The 20,627-nt window shown below is 63.6% G+C and carries 19 protein-coding genes, 1 tRNA gene and 1 pseudogene; 18 read left to right on the top strand and 3 right to left on the bottom strand.

What is annotated here, in order from left to right; genetic code table 11:
* The 9 genes from paaK (at window position 1) to G7044_RS06125 (ending at window position 9,182) form a co-directional block, all read left to right on the top strand.
* Window positions 1-1,317 (top strand): phenylacetate--CoA ligase PaaK, encoded by a 1,317-nt coding sequence (gene paaK, locus G7044_RS06165; protein ID WP_166326976.1) that lies wholly within the window; start codon window positions 1-3, stop codon window positions 1,315-1,317.
* Between the two features lie 89 nt (window positions 1,318-1,406).
* Window positions 1,407-2,003, top strand: coding sequence for a TetR/AcrR family transcriptional regulator (locus tag G7044_RS06160; protein ID WP_166326974.1), 597 nt, complete (start codon window positions 1,407-1,409; stop codon window positions 2,001-2,003).
* A 102-nt stretch (window positions 2,004-2,105) separates the two neighbouring features.
* Entirely contained in the window at window positions 2,106-3,740 is a 1,635-nt protein-coding gene (locus tag G7044_RS06155) for an ABC transporter ATP-binding protein/permease (RefSeq protein ID WP_166326972.1), read from the top strand.
* On the top strand, window positions 3,737-5,350 hold the full coding sequence (locus tag G7044_RS06150; protein ID WP_166326970.1) for an amino acid ABC transporter ATP-binding/permease protein: 1,614 nt from the start codon (window positions 3,737-3,739) through the stop codon (window positions 5,348-5,350). The genes G7044_RS06155 and G7044_RS06150 overlap by 4 nt, the downstream gene beginning before the upstream one ends.
* A gap of 84 nt (window positions 5,351-5,434) precedes the next feature.
* Window positions 5,435-7,030, top strand: a complete 1,596-nt coding sequence (locus G7044_RS06145) for a cytochrome ubiquinol oxidase subunit I (protein WP_166326968.1) — start codon at window positions 5,435-5,437, stop codon at window positions 7,028-7,030.
* Window positions 7,031-7,034: 4 nt separating this feature from the next.
* The gene (gene cydB / locus G7044_RS06140; protein WP_166326966.1) at window positions 7,035-8,198 is read left to right on the top strand and encodes a cytochrome d ubiquinol oxidase subunit II; all 1,164 of its coding nucleotides are present in this window, start codon (window positions 7,035-7,037) and stop codon (window positions 8,196-8,198) included.
* An 11-nt stretch (window positions 8,199-8,209) separates the two neighbouring features.
* Window positions 8,210-8,347, top strand: a complete 138-nt coding sequence (cydX, locus tag G7044_RS06135; RefSeq protein ID WP_166326964.1) for a cytochrome bd-I oxidase subunit CydX — start codon at window positions 8,210-8,212, stop codon at window positions 8,345-8,347.
* A gap of 105 nt (window positions 8,348-8,452) precedes the next feature.
* Window positions 8,453-8,872 (top strand): TIGR01244 family sulfur transferase, encoded by a 420-nt coding sequence (locus G7044_RS06130; protein WP_166326962.1) that lies wholly within the window; start codon window positions 8,453-8,455, stop codon window positions 8,870-8,872.
* 13 nt (window positions 8,873-8,885) lie between these two features.
* Window positions 8,886-9,182, top strand: coding sequence for an RNA-binding S4 domain-containing protein (locus G7044_RS06125; RefSeq protein WP_166326960.1), 297 nt, complete (start codon window positions 8,886-8,888; stop codon window positions 9,180-9,182).
* Window positions 9,183-9,324: 142 nt separating this feature from the next.
* On the opposite strand, the gene G7044_RS06120 is transcribed toward G7044_RS06125, so the two are convergent.
* On the bottom strand, window positions 9,325-9,738 hold the full coding sequence (locus G7044_RS06120) for a tyrosine-type recombinase/integrase (RefSeq protein ID WP_235931148.1): 414 nt from the start codon (window positions 9,736-9,738) through the stop codon (window positions 9,325-9,327).
* Window positions 9,739-9,969: 231 nt separating this feature from the next.
* Between G7044_RS06120 and G7044_RS17955 the strand changes: the two genes are divergently transcribed.
* A complete protein-coding gene (locus G7044_RS17955; RefSeq protein ID WP_235931147.1) occupies window positions 9,970-10,224 on the top strand; it encodes a hypothetical protein in 255 nt (84 codons plus the stop codon).
* Window positions 10,225-10,524: 300 nt separating this feature from the next.
* Window positions 10,525-11,019: a hypothetical protein gene (locus G7044_RS06110; RefSeq protein WP_166326956.1), complete on the top strand. Its 495-nt coding sequence runs from the start codon at window positions 10,525-10,527 to the stop codon at window positions 11,017-11,019.
* A 113-nt stretch (window positions 11,020-11,132) separates the two neighbouring features.
* Here the strand turns inward: G7044_RS06110 and G7044_RS06105 are convergent.
* Window positions 11,133-11,901 (bottom strand): annotated as a pseudogene (locus G7044_RS06105) (IS5 family transposase).
* A 1,651-nt stretch (window positions 11,902-13,552) separates the two neighbouring features.
* Here G7044_RS06105 and G7044_RS06100 point away from each other — a divergent pair.
* Window positions 13,553-14,437, top strand: a complete 885-nt coding sequence (locus tag G7044_RS06100; RefSeq protein WP_166326954.1) for a tyrosine-type recombinase/integrase — start codon at window positions 13,553-13,555, stop codon at window positions 14,435-14,437.
* A 7-nt stretch (window positions 14,438-14,444) separates the two neighbouring features.
* On the opposite strand, the gene G7044_RS06095 is transcribed toward G7044_RS06100, so the two are convergent.
* Window positions 14,445-14,520: transfer RNA gene (locus tag G7044_RS06095), tRNA-Ile, on the bottom strand.
* A gap of 219 nt (window positions 14,521-14,739) precedes the next feature.
* Between G7044_RS06095 and purM the strand changes: the two genes are divergently transcribed.
* From purM to G7044_RS06065, 6 genes are all read left to right on the top strand, one after another.
* Window positions 14,740-15,786 carry a phosphoribosylformylglycinamidine cyclo-ligase gene (gene purM / locus G7044_RS06090; RefSeq protein ID WP_166326952.1) on the top strand — a complete coding sequence of 349 codons (1,047 nt, stop codon included), beginning with the start codon at window positions 14,740-14,742 and terminating at the stop codon, window positions 15,784-15,786.
* Complete coding sequence (gene purN / locus G7044_RS06085) at window positions 15,783-16,370, top strand: phosphoribosylglycinamide formyltransferase (protein ID WP_166326950.1); 588 nt, start codon at window positions 15,783-15,785, stop codon at window positions 16,368-16,370. The genes purM and purN overlap by 4 nt, the downstream gene beginning before the upstream one ends.
* 61 nt (window positions 16,371-16,431) lie before the next feature.
* Window positions 16,432-17,187 carry a (Fe-S)-binding protein gene (locus tag G7044_RS06080; RefSeq protein ID WP_166326948.1) on the top strand — a complete coding sequence of 252 codons (756 nt, stop codon included), beginning with the start codon at window positions 16,432-16,434 and terminating at the stop codon, window positions 17,185-17,187.
* On the top strand, window positions 17,187-18,593 hold the full coding sequence (locus tag G7044_RS06075) for a LutB/LldF family L-lactate oxidation iron-sulfur protein (protein ID WP_166326946.1): 1,407 nt from the start codon (window positions 17,187-17,189) through the stop codon (window positions 18,591-18,593). The genes G7044_RS06080 and G7044_RS06075 overlap by 1 nt, the downstream gene beginning before the upstream one ends.
* Window positions 18,590-19,249, top strand: a complete 660-nt coding sequence (locus G7044_RS06070) for a LutC/YkgG family protein (protein ID WP_166326944.1) — start codon at window positions 18,590-18,592, stop codon at window positions 19,247-19,249. The genes G7044_RS06075 and G7044_RS06070 overlap by 4 nt, the downstream gene beginning before the upstream one ends.
* A 149-nt stretch (window positions 19,250-19,398) precedes the next feature.
* On the top strand, window positions 19,399-20,613 hold the full coding sequence (locus G7044_RS06065; RefSeq protein WP_166326942.1) for an NAD-dependent epimerase/dehydratase family protein: 1,215 nt from the start codon (window positions 19,399-19,401) through the stop codon (window positions 20,611-20,613).
* Window positions 20,614-20,627 lie beyond the last annotated feature (14 nt).

Genomic DNA, 20,627 nt, shown 5'->3' with positions numbered 1-20,627 from the left:
ATGGAAGATCTGACGCCCGACCGCAAATCGCTGGACCCGATCGAGATCGCCTCGCGCGATGAGATTGCGGCGCTGCAATTCCACCGCATGAAGCGGACGCTGAAACACGCCTATGAGAACTCGCCCTTCTACCGCCAGCGCTTTGACGAGGCCGGCGTCAACCCCGAAGACCTGCACACGCTGGCCGACCTGGCGAAGTTCCCTTTCACCTACAAACAGGACCTGCGCGACAACTATCCCTTCGGCATGTTCGCCGTGCCGCGCGAACAGCTGACGCGGATCCATGCTTCCAGCGGGACGACGGGCAAGCCGACTGTGGTGGGCTATACCAAGGGCGATATCGACAATTGGGCAAACCTGATCGCGCGTTCCATCCGCGCCTCGGGCGGGCGGCCGGGCGACATCTGCCATGTGGCTTACGGTTACGGGCTGTTCACCGGCGGGCTTGGCGCGCATTACGGCGCTGAACGGCTGGGTTGCACGGTGGTGCCGATCTCTGGCGGGATGACCGAACGCCAGGTCGATCTGATCCAGGACTTCAAGCCGCGCATCATCATGGTGACGCCCAGCTACATGCTGTCGATCCTGGACGAGTTCCGTCGCCGCGGCATCGACCCGCGCGAAACCTCGCTTCAGGTCGGTGTCTTCGGGGCCGAGCCCTGGACCAATAAGATGCGCGAGGAAATCGAGCAGGTCTTCGACATGCATGCAGTCGATATCTATGGCCTCAGCGAGGTGATGGGCCCGGGCGTGGCCAATGAATGCGTCGAGACCAAGGACGGGCTGCATATCTGGGAGGATCATTTCTACCCGGAAATCATCGACCCGGAAACTGGCGAGGTCCTGCCCGATGGCGAGATGGGCGAACTGGTCTTCACCACGCTGACCAAGGAAGGCCTGCCGATGATCCGCTATCGCACCCGCGACCTGACCCGGCTTCTGCCGGGCACCGCGCGGTCGATGCGGCGGATGGAAAAGATCACCGGGCGAAGCGACGACATGATCATCCTGCGCGGCGTCAACGTCTTCCCGACGCAGGTCGAGGAACAGATCCTCAAGGTCCGCGAACTGGCCCCGCATTTCCAGATCGAGCTGACCACGGGTGCGAACCGCATGGACAACATGACCGTGCATTGCGAATGCCTGCCCGAAACCGCCGACCAGACGGCCCGCGATGCGGCGGCGAAGATGCTGGCCCATCACATCAAGTCGGTGGTCGGCGTATCGACGAAGATCGTCGTCCACGACCCGGCCGGTGTCGCGCGTTCGGAAGGCAAGGCCAAGCGCGTCGTCGACAACCGCCCGAAAGAGCGGTGATTTACCGCGCCCTTGCCCCGGTGACATTCTTGGGCGGGGGCGTTAATGCAGCGGGCGGCGCAACTTGCCGCCGCAAGACAGGAAACTGAATGGCCCGAACACGCGCCAGCGATTTCGCCGAAAAGCAGCAGGATCTGCTGCGCAATGCGGCTGCCGTGATCGCCGAACAGGGCATGGACAAGGCGTCCATGTCGCAGATTGCCGAACGCGCCGGTGTGTCCAAGGCGCTGCTGTATCACTATTATCCCGGCAAGGACGCGCTGATCTTCGCCATCATCCGCACCCATCTGGCCGAGGTTGACGAGGTGGTCGAGGCCGCAGATGACCCCACTCTGCCTGATCGCGACCGGCTGCGGGCGCTGGTGGGCGCGGTGCTGGATGTCTATCGCGGCGCTGACAACGAACATATCGTACAGCTGAACGCCAAACGCGCGCTGTCAGAAGCCCAGCAGCAGGAACTGGCCGAGATCGAGCGCCGGATCGTGCGGCGCTTTTCCGTGGTGATCGACCGCATCAACCCCGAGCTGCGCACCGGCCGGCCGCTGCTGATGCCGGTCACCATGTCGCTGTTCGGAATGATGAACTGGGTCTATATGTGGTTCAAGGATGGCGGTCCTGTCACTCGCGAAGACTACGCCGACATTGCCACCACCCTGATCCTCGAAGGCGTCAAGGCCGTCCGCTAACGCGTTTGGCCGCGCAGGTCCGGGCGCTTTGTCGCAGGCGGTGGCCTTTCCTGCCCAGCAGATGCAGGTTAGAAATCTGGCCTCACCACCCGCCGGGACCCGATGAGCCGACAGCCTTCCCCCTCTGCCAGCGCCGCCCGACAGATCGAGGCTCCGCTGCGCGGCCAGCTTGCCCGCGCCAGCGCGCTCTCGGTCGCGGCAGGGCTGGTCTGGCCCCTGCAGGCGGCGGCGGTGGCATGGGCCATCGCGGGCTGGGTCGCGGGCGACCTGACACGGACCCTGCTGGCGGCGGCGATCTTTCTTGCCGGCACGATGCTGCGGGCGGTGCTTGACCATATCGCCGGCGGGATCCTGTTTCGTGCCGGCGACCGCGCGTTGGCCGATGCACGCGCGCGTCTGATCGACCGCGAATTCGCCGCCCCCGGTCCCGCGCGCTCGGCCGCGATGGCGGCGTTGGTGGCGGAAAAGCTGCCGCTGTTGCTGCCTTGGATCACCCGCTATCGCCCGGCCATGGCGCGGGCGCGGGTGATCCCGCTGGTCTATATCGCCATCGCTGCCGTGATCGCCTGGCCCGCCGCGCTGGTGCTGGCAGTCGCGGGACCGCTGATTCCGGTTTTCATGGCACTGATCGGGATGGCGGCAGAAAGCGCATCTCGGCGGCATCTGGCCGAGATCGGCAGTCTGAATGCCCTGCTGATGGAACGGCTGGGCGCGCTGATCGACCTGCGCCTGCTGGGTGCCGGGGACCGTGCGCGGGCCGATTTCGATGCCCGCGCCGAGGGGCTCCGGGCGCGGACCATGGCGGTCCTGCGCATCGCCTTCCTTTCCTCGACGGTGCTGGAGCTATTCGCCGCGATCGGCGTCGCATTGATGGCGGTCTATGTCGGCTTTACGCTTCTGGGAGTTTTGAATTTCGGCACCTGGGGGCGCGGCATGGGGGTTGCGGAAGGGGTACTTCTGCTGCTGCTTGCGCCGGATTTCTTTCAACCCCTGCGCGACCTTGCCGCCGCCTGGCATGACCGCGCCGCGGGCCTCGCCGTCGCAGCCGAACTGACCGAGGCCGAGGACGCGCCGCGCCAGCCAATGCTGGGGCAGGGTGCGCCTGCAACCCCGCTGCCGGGCCGGCTGCGGCTGCGACTGCGGGACGCAGTCGCGGCGCTGCCGGGCGGGGCGCGGCTGTTCTTGCCGGATCTGGATCTCGATGCCGGGCAGTCGCTGGCGATCAGCGGCGCCAGCGGGGCGGGTAAGTCAACGCTGCTGGGCGTGGTCGCGGGGCTGGTGCCGCTGGATGTGGGCCGGGTCGAAGTCGCCGGGCAAAATCTGGACGCGGGCAATGCCGATGCCTGGCGGGCGCGGCTGGCGGTGATGCCGCAGGGCATGCACCTGCCGGACCTCGCGCTTGGCGACTGGCTGGGCGCGGGTGATCCGACGGCGGCGCTACGCCTGGCCGGGGCCGAGGGCATCGTCGCGCGCCTGCCGGACGCTCTGCGTAGCCGCCTTGGCGAAACCGGTGGCGGCGTTTCCGGGGGCGAAGCGCGCCGTCTGCTGCTGGCCCGCGCCATTCATGCCGGGCGAGAGCTGCTGATCGCCGACGAACCGACCGCCGATCTCGACCGCGAAACCGCTGCCCATGTCATCGCCAGCCTGCGCGCCCTGCAGGCACAAGGCCGCACGCTGCTGGTGGCCAGCCACGACCCGGCCCTGCTTGCCGCCATGGACCGCGAGGTCCGGCTGTGAAGGACCTGCGCCTGATCCTGAACCGCGTCCTTCGCGCTGCACCCTGGCTGATGGCCGGCGGCGCGGCGCTGGCGCTGCTGGTGCTGATTTTCGGCATCTCGCTTCTGGGCGTTTCGGGCTGGTTCATCACCGCCACCGGCATCGCCGGGCTGGCCGGGGCGGGGATCGCCTTCGATGTATTCCGGCCCTCGGCCTCGATCCGCTTCTTCGCGCTTGGCCGGACGGCGGCGCGATATGGTGAGCGGGTCCTGACGCATGAGGCCGTGCTGCATGCGCTGGCGCGACTACGTGGCGATCTGCTGGCTGGCCTTTCCGCGCGCCCCGCCCGCGAGGTCGAGGCGATGCGGTCGGAAGCGGCGCTGACCCGCATCACCGCCGATGTCGATGCGCTGGATGGGCTGGTCCTGCGGCTGCTGCTGCCGATCTGCGCAGGTCTGGCCGCGCATATGCTGGCTGGGCTGGCGCTGTGGGGGATCGTCGGCGCGCCGATGGCGCTGGCGGTCGCGGCGGGTTACGTGCCGGGTGCGGCTTTGGCGCTGATCCGGCTGGGTCGGCTGGCCCCCGCAAACGCCATCCGGGCAGAGGCCGCGACCCAATCTCTGCGCCGCGACATGATCGCCGGTTTGCGCGATCGCGCGGCGCTGATCGTCGCAGGCCTGCTGCCCGCTCGCCGCGCCGCCTTGCTGGCGCAGGACCGTGCCGCCCGCAGCGCCGCCGCAAGCCTTGACCGGGCAGAGCGGGATGCCCGCGCGGTTCTGTCACTGCTGCCGGGGCTGGCGGCCGCGCTGGCGCTGCTGACCGGTGGCTGGATGATCGGGCAGGGGGCGGTTGGCCCGGCGCCTGCCGCCATCGGTTTCTTCGTGGCGCTGGGTCTGGGCGAGACGCTGCTGGCGCTGCCGCGCGGCCTGGCCGAGCTGGGCCGGATGCGTGATGCGGCCAGCCGGGTCGCGCCGCTGCTGCGCGATGCCGCCCCGCACGTTCCCGCGACGCCGCTCAAGCGGGCGCAGACCGGCCCGGTGTTACAGGCCGAAAAGCCCGAACTGCTGCTGAAGGCTGGCGACCGGGTAGCGCTGACAGGCCCCAGCGGATCGGGCAAGACCACCTTTCTGTGGCAGGCCGCCGGGCTGCTGCCCCCCGATGCGCCGATCCTGCTGTGGGGCACGCCAGTGCAGCAATGGCCCGAAACCGATCTGCGCACCCGGCTGACGCTGGTGCCGCAACGCGCCGCGCTGGTGGCGGGGACCGTGGCCGAAAACCTCGCGCTCAGCGGCTGCCTTGATCGGGCAGAGATGGAACGGGCGCTCGACGCCGTCGGCCTGACAGAGGTATTCCAGGCGCGGCAGAGCTTGGAAACCCGGCTGGCCGAGGGCGGCACCGGGCTGTCGGGCGGGCAGGCGCGCAGGCTCGCCATCGCCCGCGCTATCCTGCGCCGCCCCGATTTGCTGCTTCTGGACGAACCGACCGAGGGGCTGGACGACGCCAGCGCCGCCCGGATGCTATCGGGGCTGCATCGCGCGCTGCCCGATGCGGCGATCCTGTGCGCGATGCACCGCCATGCCGATGACCCGGTATTCGGTCGAATTGTCGCATTCAATATGCGGGATTGGTAAGTCAGACTTCGGGCGTTACCCTTATGGGGTGAATCAGGCCCGCCGGGCGCGTGATCGTGGCACCGGCCTACCAAGGAAGCACCCATGGAGCTGGACATTGTCGACCTGTCACGCCTGCAATTCGCGCTGACAGCGCTTTTTCACTTTCTTTTTGTGCCTTTGACGCTTGGCCTCTCTGTCATCGTCGCCATCATGGAAACGGTCTATGTGATGACCAACCGCCCGATCTGGCGGCAGATGACGAAATTCTGGGGCAACCTGTTCGGCATCAACTTTGCCATCGGCGTCGCGACCGGCGTGACGATGGAATTCCAGTTCGGGATGAACTGGTCCTATTATTCGCATTATGTCGGCGACATCTTCGGCGCACCGCTGGCGCTGGAAGGGCTGATGGCCTTCTTCATGGAGGCCACCTTTGTCGGGCTGTTCTTCTTTGGCTGGGACCGCCTGTCGAAGCCTGCGCATCTGATGGTCACCTGGCTGGTGGCGATTGCGACGAATTTTTCGGCGCTGTGGATCCTGATTGCCAATGGCTGGATGCAGCATCCGGTGGGCGCGGTCTTCAACCCGATGACCATGCGGATGGAGATGACCAGTTTCTACGAGGTCATCGTGAACCCGGTCGCGCAGGCGAAATTCGTCCATACCGTCAGCGCGGGCTATGTCATGGGCTCGGTCTTCGTGCTGGGGATCTCTGCCTGGTATCTGCTGAAGGGCCGCCATATCGGGCTGGCGCGGCGGTCGCTGACGGTTGCGGCCTCTTTCGGGCTGGCGGGGGCGCTGTCGGTGGTCGTGCTGGGTGACGAATCCGGCTATGACGCGGGCGAGAACCAGCAGATGAAAATGGCCGCTATCGAGGCGATGTGGAATACCGAACCCGCGCCTGCCTCGTTCACTCTGTTCGGCATTCCCGATCAGGAAGCGCGTGAAACGAAATACGCCGTTCACATCCCCTGGGTCATGGGCCTGATCGGCACCCGCAGCCTGACCGAGCCGATTGCCGGCATCAACCAGCTTGAGGCACAGGCAGAGCTTCGCGTCCGCCGCGGGATCATCGCCTATGATGCGGTGATGAAGATCCGCGAAACTCCGCAGGCGATTGGTGATCCTGCCATCCGCGCGCAGTTCGACGACAATGCCGACGATTTCGGCCATGCGCTGTTGCTGCTGCGCTATACCGACGATCCGCGCAACGCGACCGATGCGCAGATCGCCCAGGCAGCGGAAGATACCATTCCCCATGTCTGGCCGATCTTCTGGGCCTTCCGCATCATGGCTGGGCTGGGCTTTGCTTTCATCCTGACCATGGCCTTCTTCTTCTGGCGCTCCAGCTTCTGCGGGCAGACCTATCCGCGATGGTCGCTTTGGCTGGCGGTGGTCATGATCCCGACGCCGTGGATCGCGGTCGAAATGGGCTGGATCGTGGCGGAATACGGCCGCCAGCCCTGGACGGTGGACGGCGTTTTGCCAACCGCGCTTTCGGTCAGCCACCTGACCATCAGCGACGTGTTGCTGACCCTTGCCGGCTTCACGATCTTCTATTCCATCCTCTTCGTGATCGAGATGGCGCTGATGCTGAAAGCGATCCGCAAAGGACCGACCGACGATGTCGAACTGACCGAAGACTGGGAGGTGGCGCATGCCCGCCGCCTCTCGCCCAAACAAACCCCGGCGGAGTAGTCCCATGATTCTGCACGAGCTTTTCTCGCTGGAATTTCTGCGCGTCCTGTGGTGGGCGCTGATGGGGGTGATGCTGATCGCCTTCGCGCTGACCGATGGTTTCGACATGGGCGTCGGCGCGCTGCTGCCCTTCCTTGGCCGGACCGATACCGAACGGCGTGTCATCATCAATACCGTCGGCCCCGTTTGGGAGGGCAATCAGGTCTGGTTCATCCTGGGCGGTGGGGCGATTTTCGCCGCCTGGCCGTTGCTCTATGCGGTCAGTTTCTCGGGCTTTTATCTGGCGATGTTCCTGATCCTGTCGGCACTGATCGTGCGGCCGGTGGCGTTCAAATACCGCTCCAAGCGGCCGGGCAGGATGTGGCGCAGCAGCTGGGACTGGGCGCTGTTTTACGGCGGCGCGGTGCCGGCGCTGCTGTTCGGGGTGGCGGTGGGCAATATCCTGCTGGGCGTACCCTTCCGCCTGACGCCAGACCTGCTTTCGATCTATGACGGCAATGCGCTTCAGAAGCTGACCGGGTTGCTGCGGCCCTTTGCCTTGCTGGCGGGGGTGGTGTCCCTGTCGATGCTGGTCATGCACGGATCGGCCTGGCTGATCCTGAAGACCGAAGACCCCATCGCCCGCCGCGCCCGCCGCACCGGCACGGTCGCCGCAATGATCGCTGGCGCAGGCTATGCGCTTGCCGGGCTGTGGCTAGCCTTCGGGATCGAGGGGTTCCACTTTGCCAGCGCGCCGGATCCGAACGGCCATTCGAACCCATTGCTGAGCGAGGTCGTCCATGGCGGCAGCTGGCTGTCGGCTTATGCCGCGCGGCCTTGGATCGTGGTCGCGCCGGTGCTGGGTTTCCTGGGCATCGCGATGGTGCTGCGGGCCTTCCGGTCGGGCGGGGATCGTTCGCCGCTGGCCTGGTCCAAGATGGCGATCTTCGGGATGGTCTCCTCGGTCGGGCTGACCATGTTCCCGATCATTTTGCCGTCAAACACCGATCCGCGATCCTCGCTGACGGTCTGGGACGCCTCATCCTCGCAGCTGACGCTGTTCGTGATGATGTTCGCCTCGGCGATCTTCCTGCCGCTCATCCTGTTCTACACCGCCTGGGTTTACCGGGTGTTGTGGGGCAAGGTGACGGAAGAGGACGTCACCGATTCAGATAGCCACGCATATTGAAGGAGCTCCGAATGTGGTATTTTGCATGGATCCTGGGCCTTGCCATGGCGGCGCTGTTCGCCGTGGTCAATGCCATGTGGCTGGAATTCCAGCACGATCGCCAGATCGAGGCCGGTACTCCGGTCAAGGATGACGGCATCGCCCGTTAGGCCGATCCGGCGCGTCGCGGTTGCCTTGGCCCGATAAACGGGGCAGATGAAGGCGTGACGCGCCGCCCTGAAGGACGAGGCGGGCGCAGGGCAAAGGGTTTTGACATGGATATCAGGAAAATCGACGAAACGATCTCGGTCACGCCGCAGATCCTGCCCGAGGAACTGGCCGAACTGGCAGCCCTTGGTTTTCGCAGCGTGATCGCCAACCGCCCCGACGACGAAGAGCCCGGCCAGCCCACCCAGGACCAGATCGCCCGCGCCGCCGCCGAGGCCGGGTTGGAGTTCCGCTTTATCCCCGTTCGTCCGGGTGGATTGACTGCCGATCTTGTGGCCGAATTCGGTCAGGCCATGGACGAGATGCCCGGTCCGGTGCTGGCCTATTGCCGTTCAGGCACGCGCAGCGCGACGATCTGGGCGCTGTCGCAATCGGGGCTGAAGACGCGCGACGACATACTCACCGCCGGCGCCCATGCCGGCTATGACCTGCGCGGCATCGCAGGCGCGCTGCGCGACCCCGAATAAGGTCGCAGCAGGTATGGATTCGGTCAGGCTGGACAAGTTCCTCTGGGCTGCGCGGTTCTACAAGACCCGGGCGCTTGCCCAGCAAATGATCGAGGCCTCGAAGGTGCGCGTCGATGGCCAACCGGCCAAGCCCGCCCGCAGCGTCCGCCCCGGCACCCTGATCGAGTTGCGCCAAGGCCGGACCCGTCGCCGGATCGAGGTGCTGGAACTGTCCGAAACACGCGGCCCCGCCACGCAGGCGCAGGCGCTTTACCGCGATCTCGACCCGCCCGCGCGGGTCGGCATCTTCGATGACGAGGATGAGGGTTAAGTCGGGTTCCGGCGAGGAACTGGTAGGCCCGGAGGGCCGTCAATCCAGCAATTTTATCTAATGATTTCAGTCGCCATGTGTCCCACGTTGCGCGATTTCTGGCCTATATGAATCAATGGGTTAGGTTTGCGGTGTCCCACGCCTACCAGTCTAACCCCGCCAGTTTTTCCATGGCTTGTTCTGCCAGGCGATCACGGTCAGCGCCCCGCGTGTAGACCTCGCTGGTCTTGGCGTTGCTGTGACCGTGTATCGCCATGATGTGGTACTGGCTGGCGCCGTGCAGGGCCAGCAGTTCGGCAGCGGCTTTTTGGATGCCGTGGGGTGTGCGATCGGTTAGACCGGCATCTTGTGCCCAGTCCCGGAACTTGTTGCCGAAAGCGCTCTTGCTGGCAAATGGCTGGCCGTGACCGTTTAGCAGATAGGTCGGTCCGACAACGGTTTGTGCCCTGATGGCGGACTGCAGCGGCGGCAGCTGTTCAAGGGGCTGACGGACAGCGCAGGCAACCTTGAGCCAGGCCGCGTCCATCCCGATCAGCCGGGCGCGATCATCCGGCATAACGGCGACGGCCTCGAACTGATTAAAGCCCGCTCGGGGATGCCGTCCCCGCCGTCTGTGCTGAAAACTGAGCGTGACCCCGGCGTGACGAACGTGCGCAACCTCGCCTCGCTTCACTGGCGGCGCTGGCTTGGGAAAGCAAGCAGGTGACTGGTCCCGGCCACTTCGTTTGCGGAGCCGCTTGGGAGTGGGAAAGGCAACCAGTGGTTTGCGGCCGCTGAAGATCTGCCGATGTTCTTCGCCAGGGTCGAGGTAAGGGGCTGGAAGTCATTGCGTAAGGTTAAAGACGGCGAGACGGCCGACGACCTTTTCGCGTTCCTGACATGCTCGCCAAATGCCGAGGTCAAGGCTGTCGATCCCAAGGCTATGCCGGTGATCCTGAGCGGGCCCGACGATCGGGCGTCGTGGATGGAAGGAGCCCTGGCGGAGGATCTGCAACTGCGGCTGCCGGATGGTGCGCTGCGGTTGGTGGAGGAAGCGATTTAGGGCGGCCACAGATAGATGATGACTTGAAGCTTTGCAGTGGTATAAGGAGACCGCGACATCTGGTGGAGATCAGGTGTCTTATCCCCGGTCAAGATAGTCTATATCTGGAAGAAAATGAACATACTCGCGTTAGGAAGCTGTCGGATTCATCGTCCGTTAAGAAGACTTGATGACGATGGGGATATAATACTCTTAAATAGAGTTGACCCTTGTTGGTTCACACATACGGCTAGCGCGGCGCTGCAATCGCTAAAAATAATTTGTGGTCATGTTCCTCCGCCCCTTCATCTGCGGGAATTGGTGTTTGAAACTGACGATAATCGAAGCGTTGATTTTGTTGCGCCATCATTGGTCCAGAAGGCTGACGTAGTGATCGTCGAGGCTTGCACATTAAAAACAACTTGGATTGATAAATGGGAGGTGAATGCGCATCGTTTTTGGCATGCCCAGAAAAACCAAGACCCGCGAGCGAATCATGCAATAACTCAATTCAGTACATCGAAAGACTTAGCGGAAGCGATTTGTCAAATATCGGGAATCTCCGGGAAGCCTGTGATCGCCGTTAATCATATTGCGCGCACAGGAGATATTGCAATGGATCAATCTCGAGAATCCGTCACTGATGCGTTGAAGGAAGCTATGGGTTTCACGCCGTTTTTTTGTTTTGATACATCAATTGCTTTAAATGGATTTGACACAGAAATCGCGTTGGTAGACCATAATCATTACCGCCCCACTTTTGAAAAGACAGTGGGCCAAGAGTTGCTCGCATTCGCCAAAGCTGCAATAAAGTAGCGGCCAGATCAAACAGCCTTGATCCGGACCATGTTTATCGCAATCAGTCTGTCGATATTGTCCGGCACAACGGGAACGATCCGGAACTGGTAAAAGCACGCTAGGGTCTGGACTTATAGCCAGTAAATGACGAGTGCGGCGAGAGTGATGGCTGATAGGAAAACCTTCGGGCATCTGTCGTAGCGGGTTGCGATACGCCGCCAATCTTTCAGCCTTCCGAACATGATATCGATCCGATTGCGACGTGTGTATCGGCGCTTGTCGTATTTGACGGTCTTCTTCCGTTGCTTCCGACCAGGGGTACAGGCGCGTATCCCTTTGCCCTTCAATGCTTTCCGGAACCAGTCGGCATCATATCTGCGGTCCCAGAGCAGCCAGTACGACATCCGGCAGGCTGCTCATCAGTGCTCGCGCGCCAACGTAATAACTGACCTGAGCCGCCGTGACGAACAGGTTCGGGGGGGCGGCCTTCGCTGCCGCAGATGGCGTGCATCTTCGGATTCATGCCGCCCTTGGTGCGGCCGATCCGGCGTCCACGCCCCCGTTCGTCGGGAAAACAGTCTCCCGGACTGTTTACTGATCCTCCAAACTCACGCCCATGCTGGTCGCTGTTCGGTGGGCCTTCAGGTAAGTGGCGTCGATCATCACAGTCTTCTTTTCGCCGTGCTCAGCGGCCAGACCGGCCATCATCCGGGCGAAGACACCTTTGTCACTCCACCGCTTCCAACGGTTGTATAGCGTCTTATGAGGTCCATAGGCAGCAGGGGCATTTCGCCACCGCAATCCATTGTGATCGATGAAGATAATCCCGCTCAATACACGCAGGTCATCGACCCGGGGTTTGCCGTAGGATTTTGGAAATAAGGGCTTAAGACGCGCCATCTTCACGTCGCTCAACCAGAAAAGATCAGCAGTGTTCACCGCTCGTTTTTCGAGCCCTGAATCACGCCGCCAGACGGAAATCAATGGGTCCTGACCCTAGCAAAGTTGGAGCTGTTACCGTGGATCATAATTGTTGTGGCTGACCCTCCGATTAATCAATAGCGCGAATATTTATTTCACGAATGTTGTCATTTTAATTTTCGAAACTTTGCGCGCCGAAAGTCAAGTCCGAAGACGGTTTTCCGCGAGGCAATTGATATTTGTGCTGCACTGGACCCGGACGGCAAAATCCGGAACAGATAGTCCGATTCGGAATGGCCGGAGGAGTCTATTGTCAGCGTAGCGACGGATTATCGAATGCGCGGGCTGAATGTATCAGAATATTCTGGAATTTCGCCGTTGCGGCAATTGAGGCTCTATCTGTCCTGGACAACCTGCCCGTTATCGTCCTCGCTCCATGACGTTGCGATGCTGGCGGGTCTCGGTGCTTTGGTTGTTGTCGTCGGTCTGGCCGGTTGAGGAGGTAAGGCACATGCGAAATTTGAGAACAACCGTGGGGATCGTCGCCGCCATCGTCGCGGGTCCTGCTGTCGCACGGGCGGCGGCAGTCGCGGCCTTGGTGACGGCGGGGCCGATAGTGGCGGTTGAGACGCAATCGTCTGACGGCTCACAGGTCCGGTATATGAAGACCTGCGAACCACATCACGGCGGCTGGAAAGGCTGGCTTCCCTTATCGGCGGGGCCGGGGCCGGACTGGCCGAGGCTGAACCCGCGCCTGTCTGCGGTCGGTAATGACTATCTGCCCGTTCCTGCGCCGCCCTGCCATGTTGCTGCCGATCTGTGCCGTGATCGTCCGGACGGTGCGCGGATCGTTCGGCTCCGGCGGTCGAGTGACAGGTCAAAGTGGCGACCTTCCACGCAGCGGCGGCGCCGTTTCCGGGTCGGAGGGTAGTCACCTGTTGAGGAGGGCCGCGCTCGTGCAGTAAGCGGCCGGGGGATGGCTGATGAGGCGGTGGTTGGCTTGCTTAGCTGCCTTTGGTTAGTTGAAGGGAGTTGCAGGGGTGCAGGGGCGGCACGCCCCGCTCTGTTTTTCGATCGGGGCAAAAATAGAAGAAAAGTATCACTTATACAATGACGTACGGAAAATTTCTGTAAGTTCTCCACAGTTATCAACCGCAGTACCTTAGCTCCCGGGGGCAGGCGCTGGCTATCATTCTGGCAGCGGATAACAAGAAAAGGCCGCAGCAAATGTCAGGACAACGCGCAAACTTCAAACAGGTAGACGTAACCCGCGCAGCTAAGGGCGTGGTTGCGGCTGGTTTGCGGGTAGGTCGTGTCGAGATAGGCCGCGACGGCAGGATCGTAGTCTAAACTGACGGCTGCGATGGGGCGAAAGCGGCAAACGATTGGGATTGACATGGTGAAGAGGGCTGATCGGTTTCCACGGGCGCGCTCCTACTCTGACAGGCACGGGAAACGTCGCTGGCGGTATCGGCACAAGGGGCGGTCGGTTGAACTCGGCACGGAATGGGGCAGCGAGGAATTTCAGCGCCGCTATGCCGAGGCCGAGAACGGCAACAGGGTCGAAAAGGCCGGAGCGTCACGGGCAATACCCGGCAGCTTCAACGATCTGGTCGTGAAATTCTAAAAGATGCACCTGCCGACTGTCGCGGACAGCACGGCAGCGGACTATCGAGCGGTAATCGAGCCGCTGCGCATCAAGCACGGCGCCAAGAGCATTTCGCATATGCGCCGCCGCCACGTGCTGGAGATAAAGGCCGAAATGGCCGAGACGCGTCAGCAGGCGAACAAGACGTTGAAGCGCCTGTCGCAGATGATGGACCTGGCGATCGAGTTGGAATGGCGCACCGACAACCCGGTCAAGGGCGTGAAGCGGTATCCGACGAACCCGGACGGCTTCCATTCATGGGACGAGGGCGAGATCGCCCGTTTCTATGAGGTCCACGAGATCGGAACCCCGGCGCACCTATGCATGACGCTGATGCTCTATACCGGCGCGGCGAAGTGTGATGCCGTCAGGATGGGCAAAGGTCACATCCGAGACGGCAGGATCGTCTACCGCCGCCGCAAAACGAAGAAAAACCCGGACGGCTTCGAAGTCGATATCCCGATCCATTCCTATCTGGCAGAGACGCTTTCCCATGTGTCGGCTGATGCCTTCACTTTCCTTGAAACGGCGAAGGGCAGGGCGCGAACCGCCGCCGGTCTGGGTTCGTCCATGCGGGGCTGGTGCGATAAAGCGGGGTTGCCGAACTGTTCATCGCATGGGCTGCGCAAGGCGATCTGCCGCCGCATCGCGGAGATTGAGGGCGACGTATTCAAGGTGATGGCGGTCAGCGGACATCACGACCTGAAAGAGGCGCAGAAATACATCGACAAATACAATCGCAAGGCCAAGGCCGATTCAGCGATTGAAAGCCTTCCCAGCGGGGGAAATCAGGAACGAATTCTGGCGAACAACCCTGCAAGGTTCGCCAGAAAATCAGGTAAGATACTGAAGGAAAAGGATAAATAATGTCGTTTGGTAGGCCCGGAGGGACTCGAACCCCCAACCAAGGCGTTATGAGCGCCCTGCTCTGACCATTGAGCTACAGGCCCGTCCAACAGTCCCTGCCTGACTAGTCAGCGCAAGGGGCAGGGTCAAGCGTCTGCTGCTGCGATTGCGAGGGGGCGCAACCGAACCCCGGTGACCTAGATCGGAAGTCAGGACCGCAAGACCGCCCGATCCCCCCTTCCGTGATTGCCAGCGCGCGGCCCTTGCGTTATCGGGGGGGCGAATTCAGCACGAGGGGCCCTTGGGGCCAAAAGGGGATCGCGATGGTCGAGAGGCGCAAGGGGCTTTCCTATGCGGATGCAGGCGTCGATATTGACGCGGGCAATGAACTGGTCGAGCGGATCAAGCCCGCCGCTGCCGCCACCAAGCGGCCCGGCACCATGTCGGGTCTGGGCGGGTTCGGGGCGCTGTTCGACCTGAAGGCCGCGGGCTACAGCGATCCGATCCTCGTCGCTGCGACCGATGGCGTGGGCACCAAGCTGCGCATCGGGATTGATACGGGCGAGCTGGACGGCCTCGGCATCGATCTCGTGGCCATGTGCGTCAACGATCTGGTCTGCCAAGGCGCCGAGCCGCTGTTTTTCCTTGATTATTTCGCCACCGGCAAGCTGTCCGTGGATGAAGGCGCCCGCGTCGTCAATGGCATCGCCGAGGGCTGCCGTCGGTCTGGCTGTGCGCTGATCGGGGGCGAGACGGCGGAAATGCCGGGCATGTATCACGATGGCGATTTCGACCTTGCCGGCTTTGCCGTGGGCGCGATGGAACGGGGCGCGGATCTGCCGAAGGGCGTCGCGGATGGTGATGTGCTGCTGGGGCTGACCTCGGACGGGGTGCATTCCAACGGCTTTTCGCTGGTGCGCCGCGTGGCCGAGGCGGCGGGCCTGGGCTGGAATGACGCTGCACCCTTCGCTGAGGCGACGCTGGGGCAGGCGCTGCTGGTGCCGACGCGGCTTTACGTGCAGCCGGCGCTGGCGGCGATCCGGGCGGGCGGCGTGCACGGCCTTGCCCATATCACCGGCGGCGGCTTGACCGAGAACCTGCCCCGCGTCCTGCCCGAAGGGCTCGGCGCGGAAATCGACCTTGGCGCATGGGCGCTGCCCCCGGTCTTCAAATGGCTGGCCGAGGCGGGCGGCGTGACCACGCCCGAGATGCTGAAGACCTTCAACTGCGGCATCGGCATGGTGCTGGTGGTGGATGCCACCCGCGCTGAAGACCTCGCCGGATTGCTGGGCCAGATGGGCGAGACGGTCGTGCCGCTTGGCCATGTGGTGCCGGGGCAGGGGGTGCGCTACAGCGGCACGCTCGCGTGAAACGGGTCGCAGTTCTGATTTCGGGGGGCGGATCGAACATGGTCCGCCTGCTGGAAAGCATGGCCGGCGACCACCCGGCACGCGCGGTGCTGGTTGGCGCCAATGACCCGAATGCCGGCGGGCTGGCCAAGGCCGCCGCTTTGGGCGTCGACACCTTTGCCGTGGATCACCGCCCCTTCGAGCGCGACCGCGCCGCGTTCGAGGCCGAGTTGATCCGCCAGCTGGATGCCGTGCAGCCCGACATTCTGGCGCTCGCCGGTTTCATGCGCATCCTGACCCCTGATTTCGTGCGCCATTACGAAGGCCGGATGTTGAACATCCACCCCTCGCTGCTGCCGAAATATCCGGGCCTGAATACCCATGCCCGCGCTATTGAAGCTGGCGATGCCGAGGCCGGTGCGACGGTTCACGAAGTCACCGCCGATCTCGATGCCGGGCCGATCCTGGGACAGGCGCGGGTGCCGGTTTTGCCAGGTGACACGCCCGGGGATCTGGCGGCGCGGGTGCTGGTGCAGGAACACCGGCTCTATCCGGCGGTCCTGCGCCGATTTGCCGCAGGCGATCGGGGCCGGCTGGACCTCTAGCGCCCCGTTGAACCCGGTGGCGTTTTCCGGCAGGCTCTGCTGATCCAGCCGAGGACGCCAGATGACCCAGCCCCCGAAAGTCGGCCTTTTCGTGACCTGCCTGGTCGACGCGATGCGGCCGCAAATCGGCTTTGCGACGATCAAGCTGCTGGAACAGGCCGGCTGCAGGGTCGAGGTGCCGCGCGCCCAGACCTGCTGCGGCCAGCCCGCCGGCAACAGCGGCGACAAGCGGGGCGCTGCGGCGCTGGCGAAACAGGTGATCGCGGCGTTCGAAGGTTATGACTATCTGGTTGCGCCGTCCGGGTCCTGCGTTGGTCAGATCCGATCCTATCCGAGCCTGATGGACGACGCGTCATGGCGCCGGCGTGCAGAAGATCTTGCGGGCAAGTCATTCGAAATACTCGGGTTTCTGTATGATGTGATGGGCTGGCAGCCGCAGGGCGTCCGGCTTGACGCCTCGGCCACCTATCACGACAGCTGCTCGGGCCTGCGCGAATTGGGGGTTGAGGGCCAGCCCCGCGCCCTGCTGGACGGCGTCGACGGGCTGGAGATGCGGCCGCTGAAAGGCGCCAATGTCTGCTGCGGATTTGGCGGCACCTTCTGCGTCAAATACCCCGAGATCTCGACCGCCATCGTCTCGGAAAAATCCGCGAATATCGTCGAGACCGGTGCCGAGCTGCTGCTGGCGGGCGATCTGGGTTGCCTGATGAACATGGCCGGCCGCCTGCATCGCGAAGGCGCAAAGACCCGCTGTTTTCACACTGCAGAGGTGCTGGCCGGCATGGCCGACGGCCCCGCAATCGGCGAGGAGGCGTGATGGCCGACGCTGCCTTCAAGACCCGCGCCCATGATGCGCTGGCGGACGCGAACCTGAAAACCGCCATCGATCGCACCACCGGCACGGCGGAAACCAAGCGCGCGGCGGCGGTCGATGCCTTCCCCGAATTTCAGGCCGCGCGGGCACGGGCGGCGGCGATCAAGGACCACGTGATCGCCAATCTCGACCATTATCTGATCGCGTTTGAACAGAATGCCACCGCTGCGGGCGCGCAGGTTCATTGGGCGCGCGACGCCGCCGAGGCCGCCGCTATCGTCAGCAGGATCTGCTCGGATGCAGGGGCGAAGATCGTCACCCGCGCCAAATCCATGCTGGGCGAGGAAATCGGCCTGCCGCACGCCCTTGACGATGCCGGGATCGAGCGGGTGGAAACCGACCTGGCCGAGCATATCATCCAGCTCGCCCATGAGCGCCCCAGCCATATCATCTGGCCCGCCATGCACCGCACGCGAGAGGATGTGGCGGCGCTGTTCTTCAAGGACCATCACCCGCCGCCCGATGCGGATGACGCGGCGTCGATGGTAGCGTCGGCGCGGCGGGTGCTGCGCGAAAAGTTTCTGGCCGCCGATGTCGGGATATCGGGCGCGAATTTTCTGGTCGCAGATACCGGCGCCACCTGCACGGTCACCAACGAAGGCAATGCCGAACTGTCCACCACGCCGCCGCGCGTCCATATCGTGACCGCCGGGATCGAAAAGATCGTCCCCTCGACCGATCACGCGATGGCGCTTTTGCGGGTGCTGGTGCGCTCGGCCACGGGGGGCGAGGTCACGCAATACACGACGTTTCACTGCGGCCCCCGGCGCGCGGGCGATGCCGACGGGCCCGAGGAGATGCACATCGTTCTGGTCGACAACGGCCGCGCGCGCATGGTGGGGGACGAGTTCCGCCAGATGCTGCGCTGCATCCGCTGCGGGGCCTGCATGAACCATTGCGTCGTCTATCGCCAGATCGGCGGCCACGCTTACGGCGGCACCTATCCCGGCCCGATGGGCGCGGTGCTGACCCCGGTTCTGGACGGTCTGGCGCAAAGCCGCGATCTGCCCCATGCCTGCACCATGAATGGCCGCTGCGAGGAGGTCTGTCCGGTCCGCATCCCCCTGAAAACGCTGCTGAAAGCATGGCGCCTGCGGACATGGGACGAGGGGCTGGTGGAAAAGCCGGTGCGTTATGGGCTGGGCCTGTGGGGCTTTGCGGCGTGCAGGCCGAGGCTGTACCGGATGGGCACGCGGATGGCGCTGCCGGTGCTGCGGCTGTTCGGGCGCGGCTGGATCCGCAAGCTGCCGCTGGCGGGCGGTTGGACCGCCACCCGCGATCTGCCCGCCCCCGCAGCCCGCAGCTTCATGGACCAATATGAGCGCCAGCAGAAGGAGGCCCGGAAATGAGCGCGCGCGACGACATCCTTGCCGCCATTCGCGCCGGCCTGACCCATGGCCGCGACGGCGCCTTGCCGCGCCAGACGCCGGCGCAGATCGCAGCCGAGGCCGCCGCTTTGCTGGCCGATCCCGACGAGATCCGTCCCGTGCCGGCAGGCCCGGATCCGGTCGCGAGCTTCATCGCAAAATGCGCCAACCCCGCACTTGGGGTGACGCTGGACCGGGTGCCCGGATGGGCCGCGCTGCCACAGGCGGTGATGGCCTATCTTGCGTCGCACGACCTGGCCCCCCGCATCGCCGTCAGCGCTGATGCGAGGCTGGATGCGCTGGCTGGTGCGGGGCTTGAAACCCACCGCGACATCGCCCCGCTGGAACCCGCCGCGATCAGCGTGGCGCAATGGGGGATTGCCGAAACCGGGTCGGTGGTGATCCATTCCGCACCCGATCAGCCGATCCTGAATGCCATGTTGCCCCGGCACTGGTTGGTCGCGGTCGAGGAAGACCGCATCCTGCCCTTTCTGGATGATTACGCGGCCCTTGCCGCCCCCGCGCCCCGAAACGCGGTGATGATTACCGGATCGTCGGGCACCACCGATATCGAGGGCTATTTCGTGCGCGGCGCCCATGGACCCGGCTTCGTTCATGTTCTTCTGATTAGCCGTTGATTCTCATCAGTACCGGCACCAATCCGCCCCGTTGCGTGACCGTCATATAACTGTCTTGCGGCGGTGATACGCGGCCTTTACTCATTTATTCGAACAGGTCGCCAGCGCCTTCACAGGACGGCGACGACGGCAGTCAGGAAAGGTTACTCATGCGCATTGCGGTTCTTGGTGGCGACGGTTTCGTCGGCTGGCCGACCTCGCTTCATCTGTCCAATCTGGGGCATGAGGTCCATATCATCGACAATCTTTCGCGCCGCTGGATCGACACCGAACTGGGCGTGCAGTCGCTGACCCCGATGGACTCCATTCAGGAACGCTGCCGGATCTGGAAGCAGGAAAGCGGCAATGTGATCCATTTCCATCTGCTTGACCTGTCGAAGGAATTCGAGCGCCTGAAGCAGTGGTTCGCCGAACACAAACCCGACGCGGTGATCCATTTCGCCGAACAGCGCGCCGCGCCCTATTCGATGAAATCCGACCGCCACAAGGTCTATACCGTCAACAACAATACCAACGCGACGCATAACGTGCTGGCGGCATTGGTGGAAACCGGCATCGACGCGCATCTGGTTCATCTGGGCACGATGGGGGTCTACGGCTACTCCTCGGTCGGGGCACCGATCCCCGAAGGCTATTTGGATATCGAGATCGATACGCCCACCGGCAAAAAGGCGCAGCAGGTGCTGTATCCGACGCGGCCCGGATCGGTCTATCACATGACCAAAAGCCTCGATCAGATCATGTTTCAGTTCTATGCCCAGAATGACGGGCTGCGGATCACCGACCTGCATCAGGGCATCGTCTGGGGCACCCATACCGACCAGACCCGCCGGCATGAGCAGCTTATCAACCGTTTCGACTATGATGGCGATTACGGCACCGTGCTGAACCGCTTTCTGATTCAGGCGGCCATCGGCTATCCCCTGACGGTCCACGGCACGGGCGGGCAGACTCGCGCCTTCATCCATATTCAGGACTGCGTGCGCTGTATCGAACTGGCTTTGGCCGACGCGCCCGCGGCGGGCGAGCGGGTCAAGATCTTCAACCAGATGACCGAAACCCACCGCGTCCGCGACCTGGCCGCGCTGGTGGCGCGGCTGTCGGGGGCGAAGGTGATGAACCTGCCAAACCCACGCAAGGAAGCCGACGAGAACGACCTGATCGTGAAGAACGACCAGTTCCTTGCCCTTGGCCTGAACCCGATCACGCTGGAGGACGGTCTGCTGTCAGAGGTCGTCGAGGTGGCAAAGAAATACGCCCACCGCATCGACCGCTCGCGCGTGCCCGCCGTGTCAGCATGGACCAAGGAGATCGCCGAAAAGGTCGATCACGATCCCGAGGCACATCTGGGCGACGCGCGCTAAAGGTTGTGCCGGGC

Source organism: Paracoccus xiamenensis (assembly GCF_011308835.1).
Lineage (GTDB): Bacteria > Pseudomonadota > Alphaproteobacteria > Rhodobacterales > Rhodobacteraceae > Paracoccus > Paracoccus xiamenensis.
The sequence above is the reverse complement of the archived record's forward strand: the minus strand, read 5'-3'. Positions and strand labels throughout refer to the sequence as shown.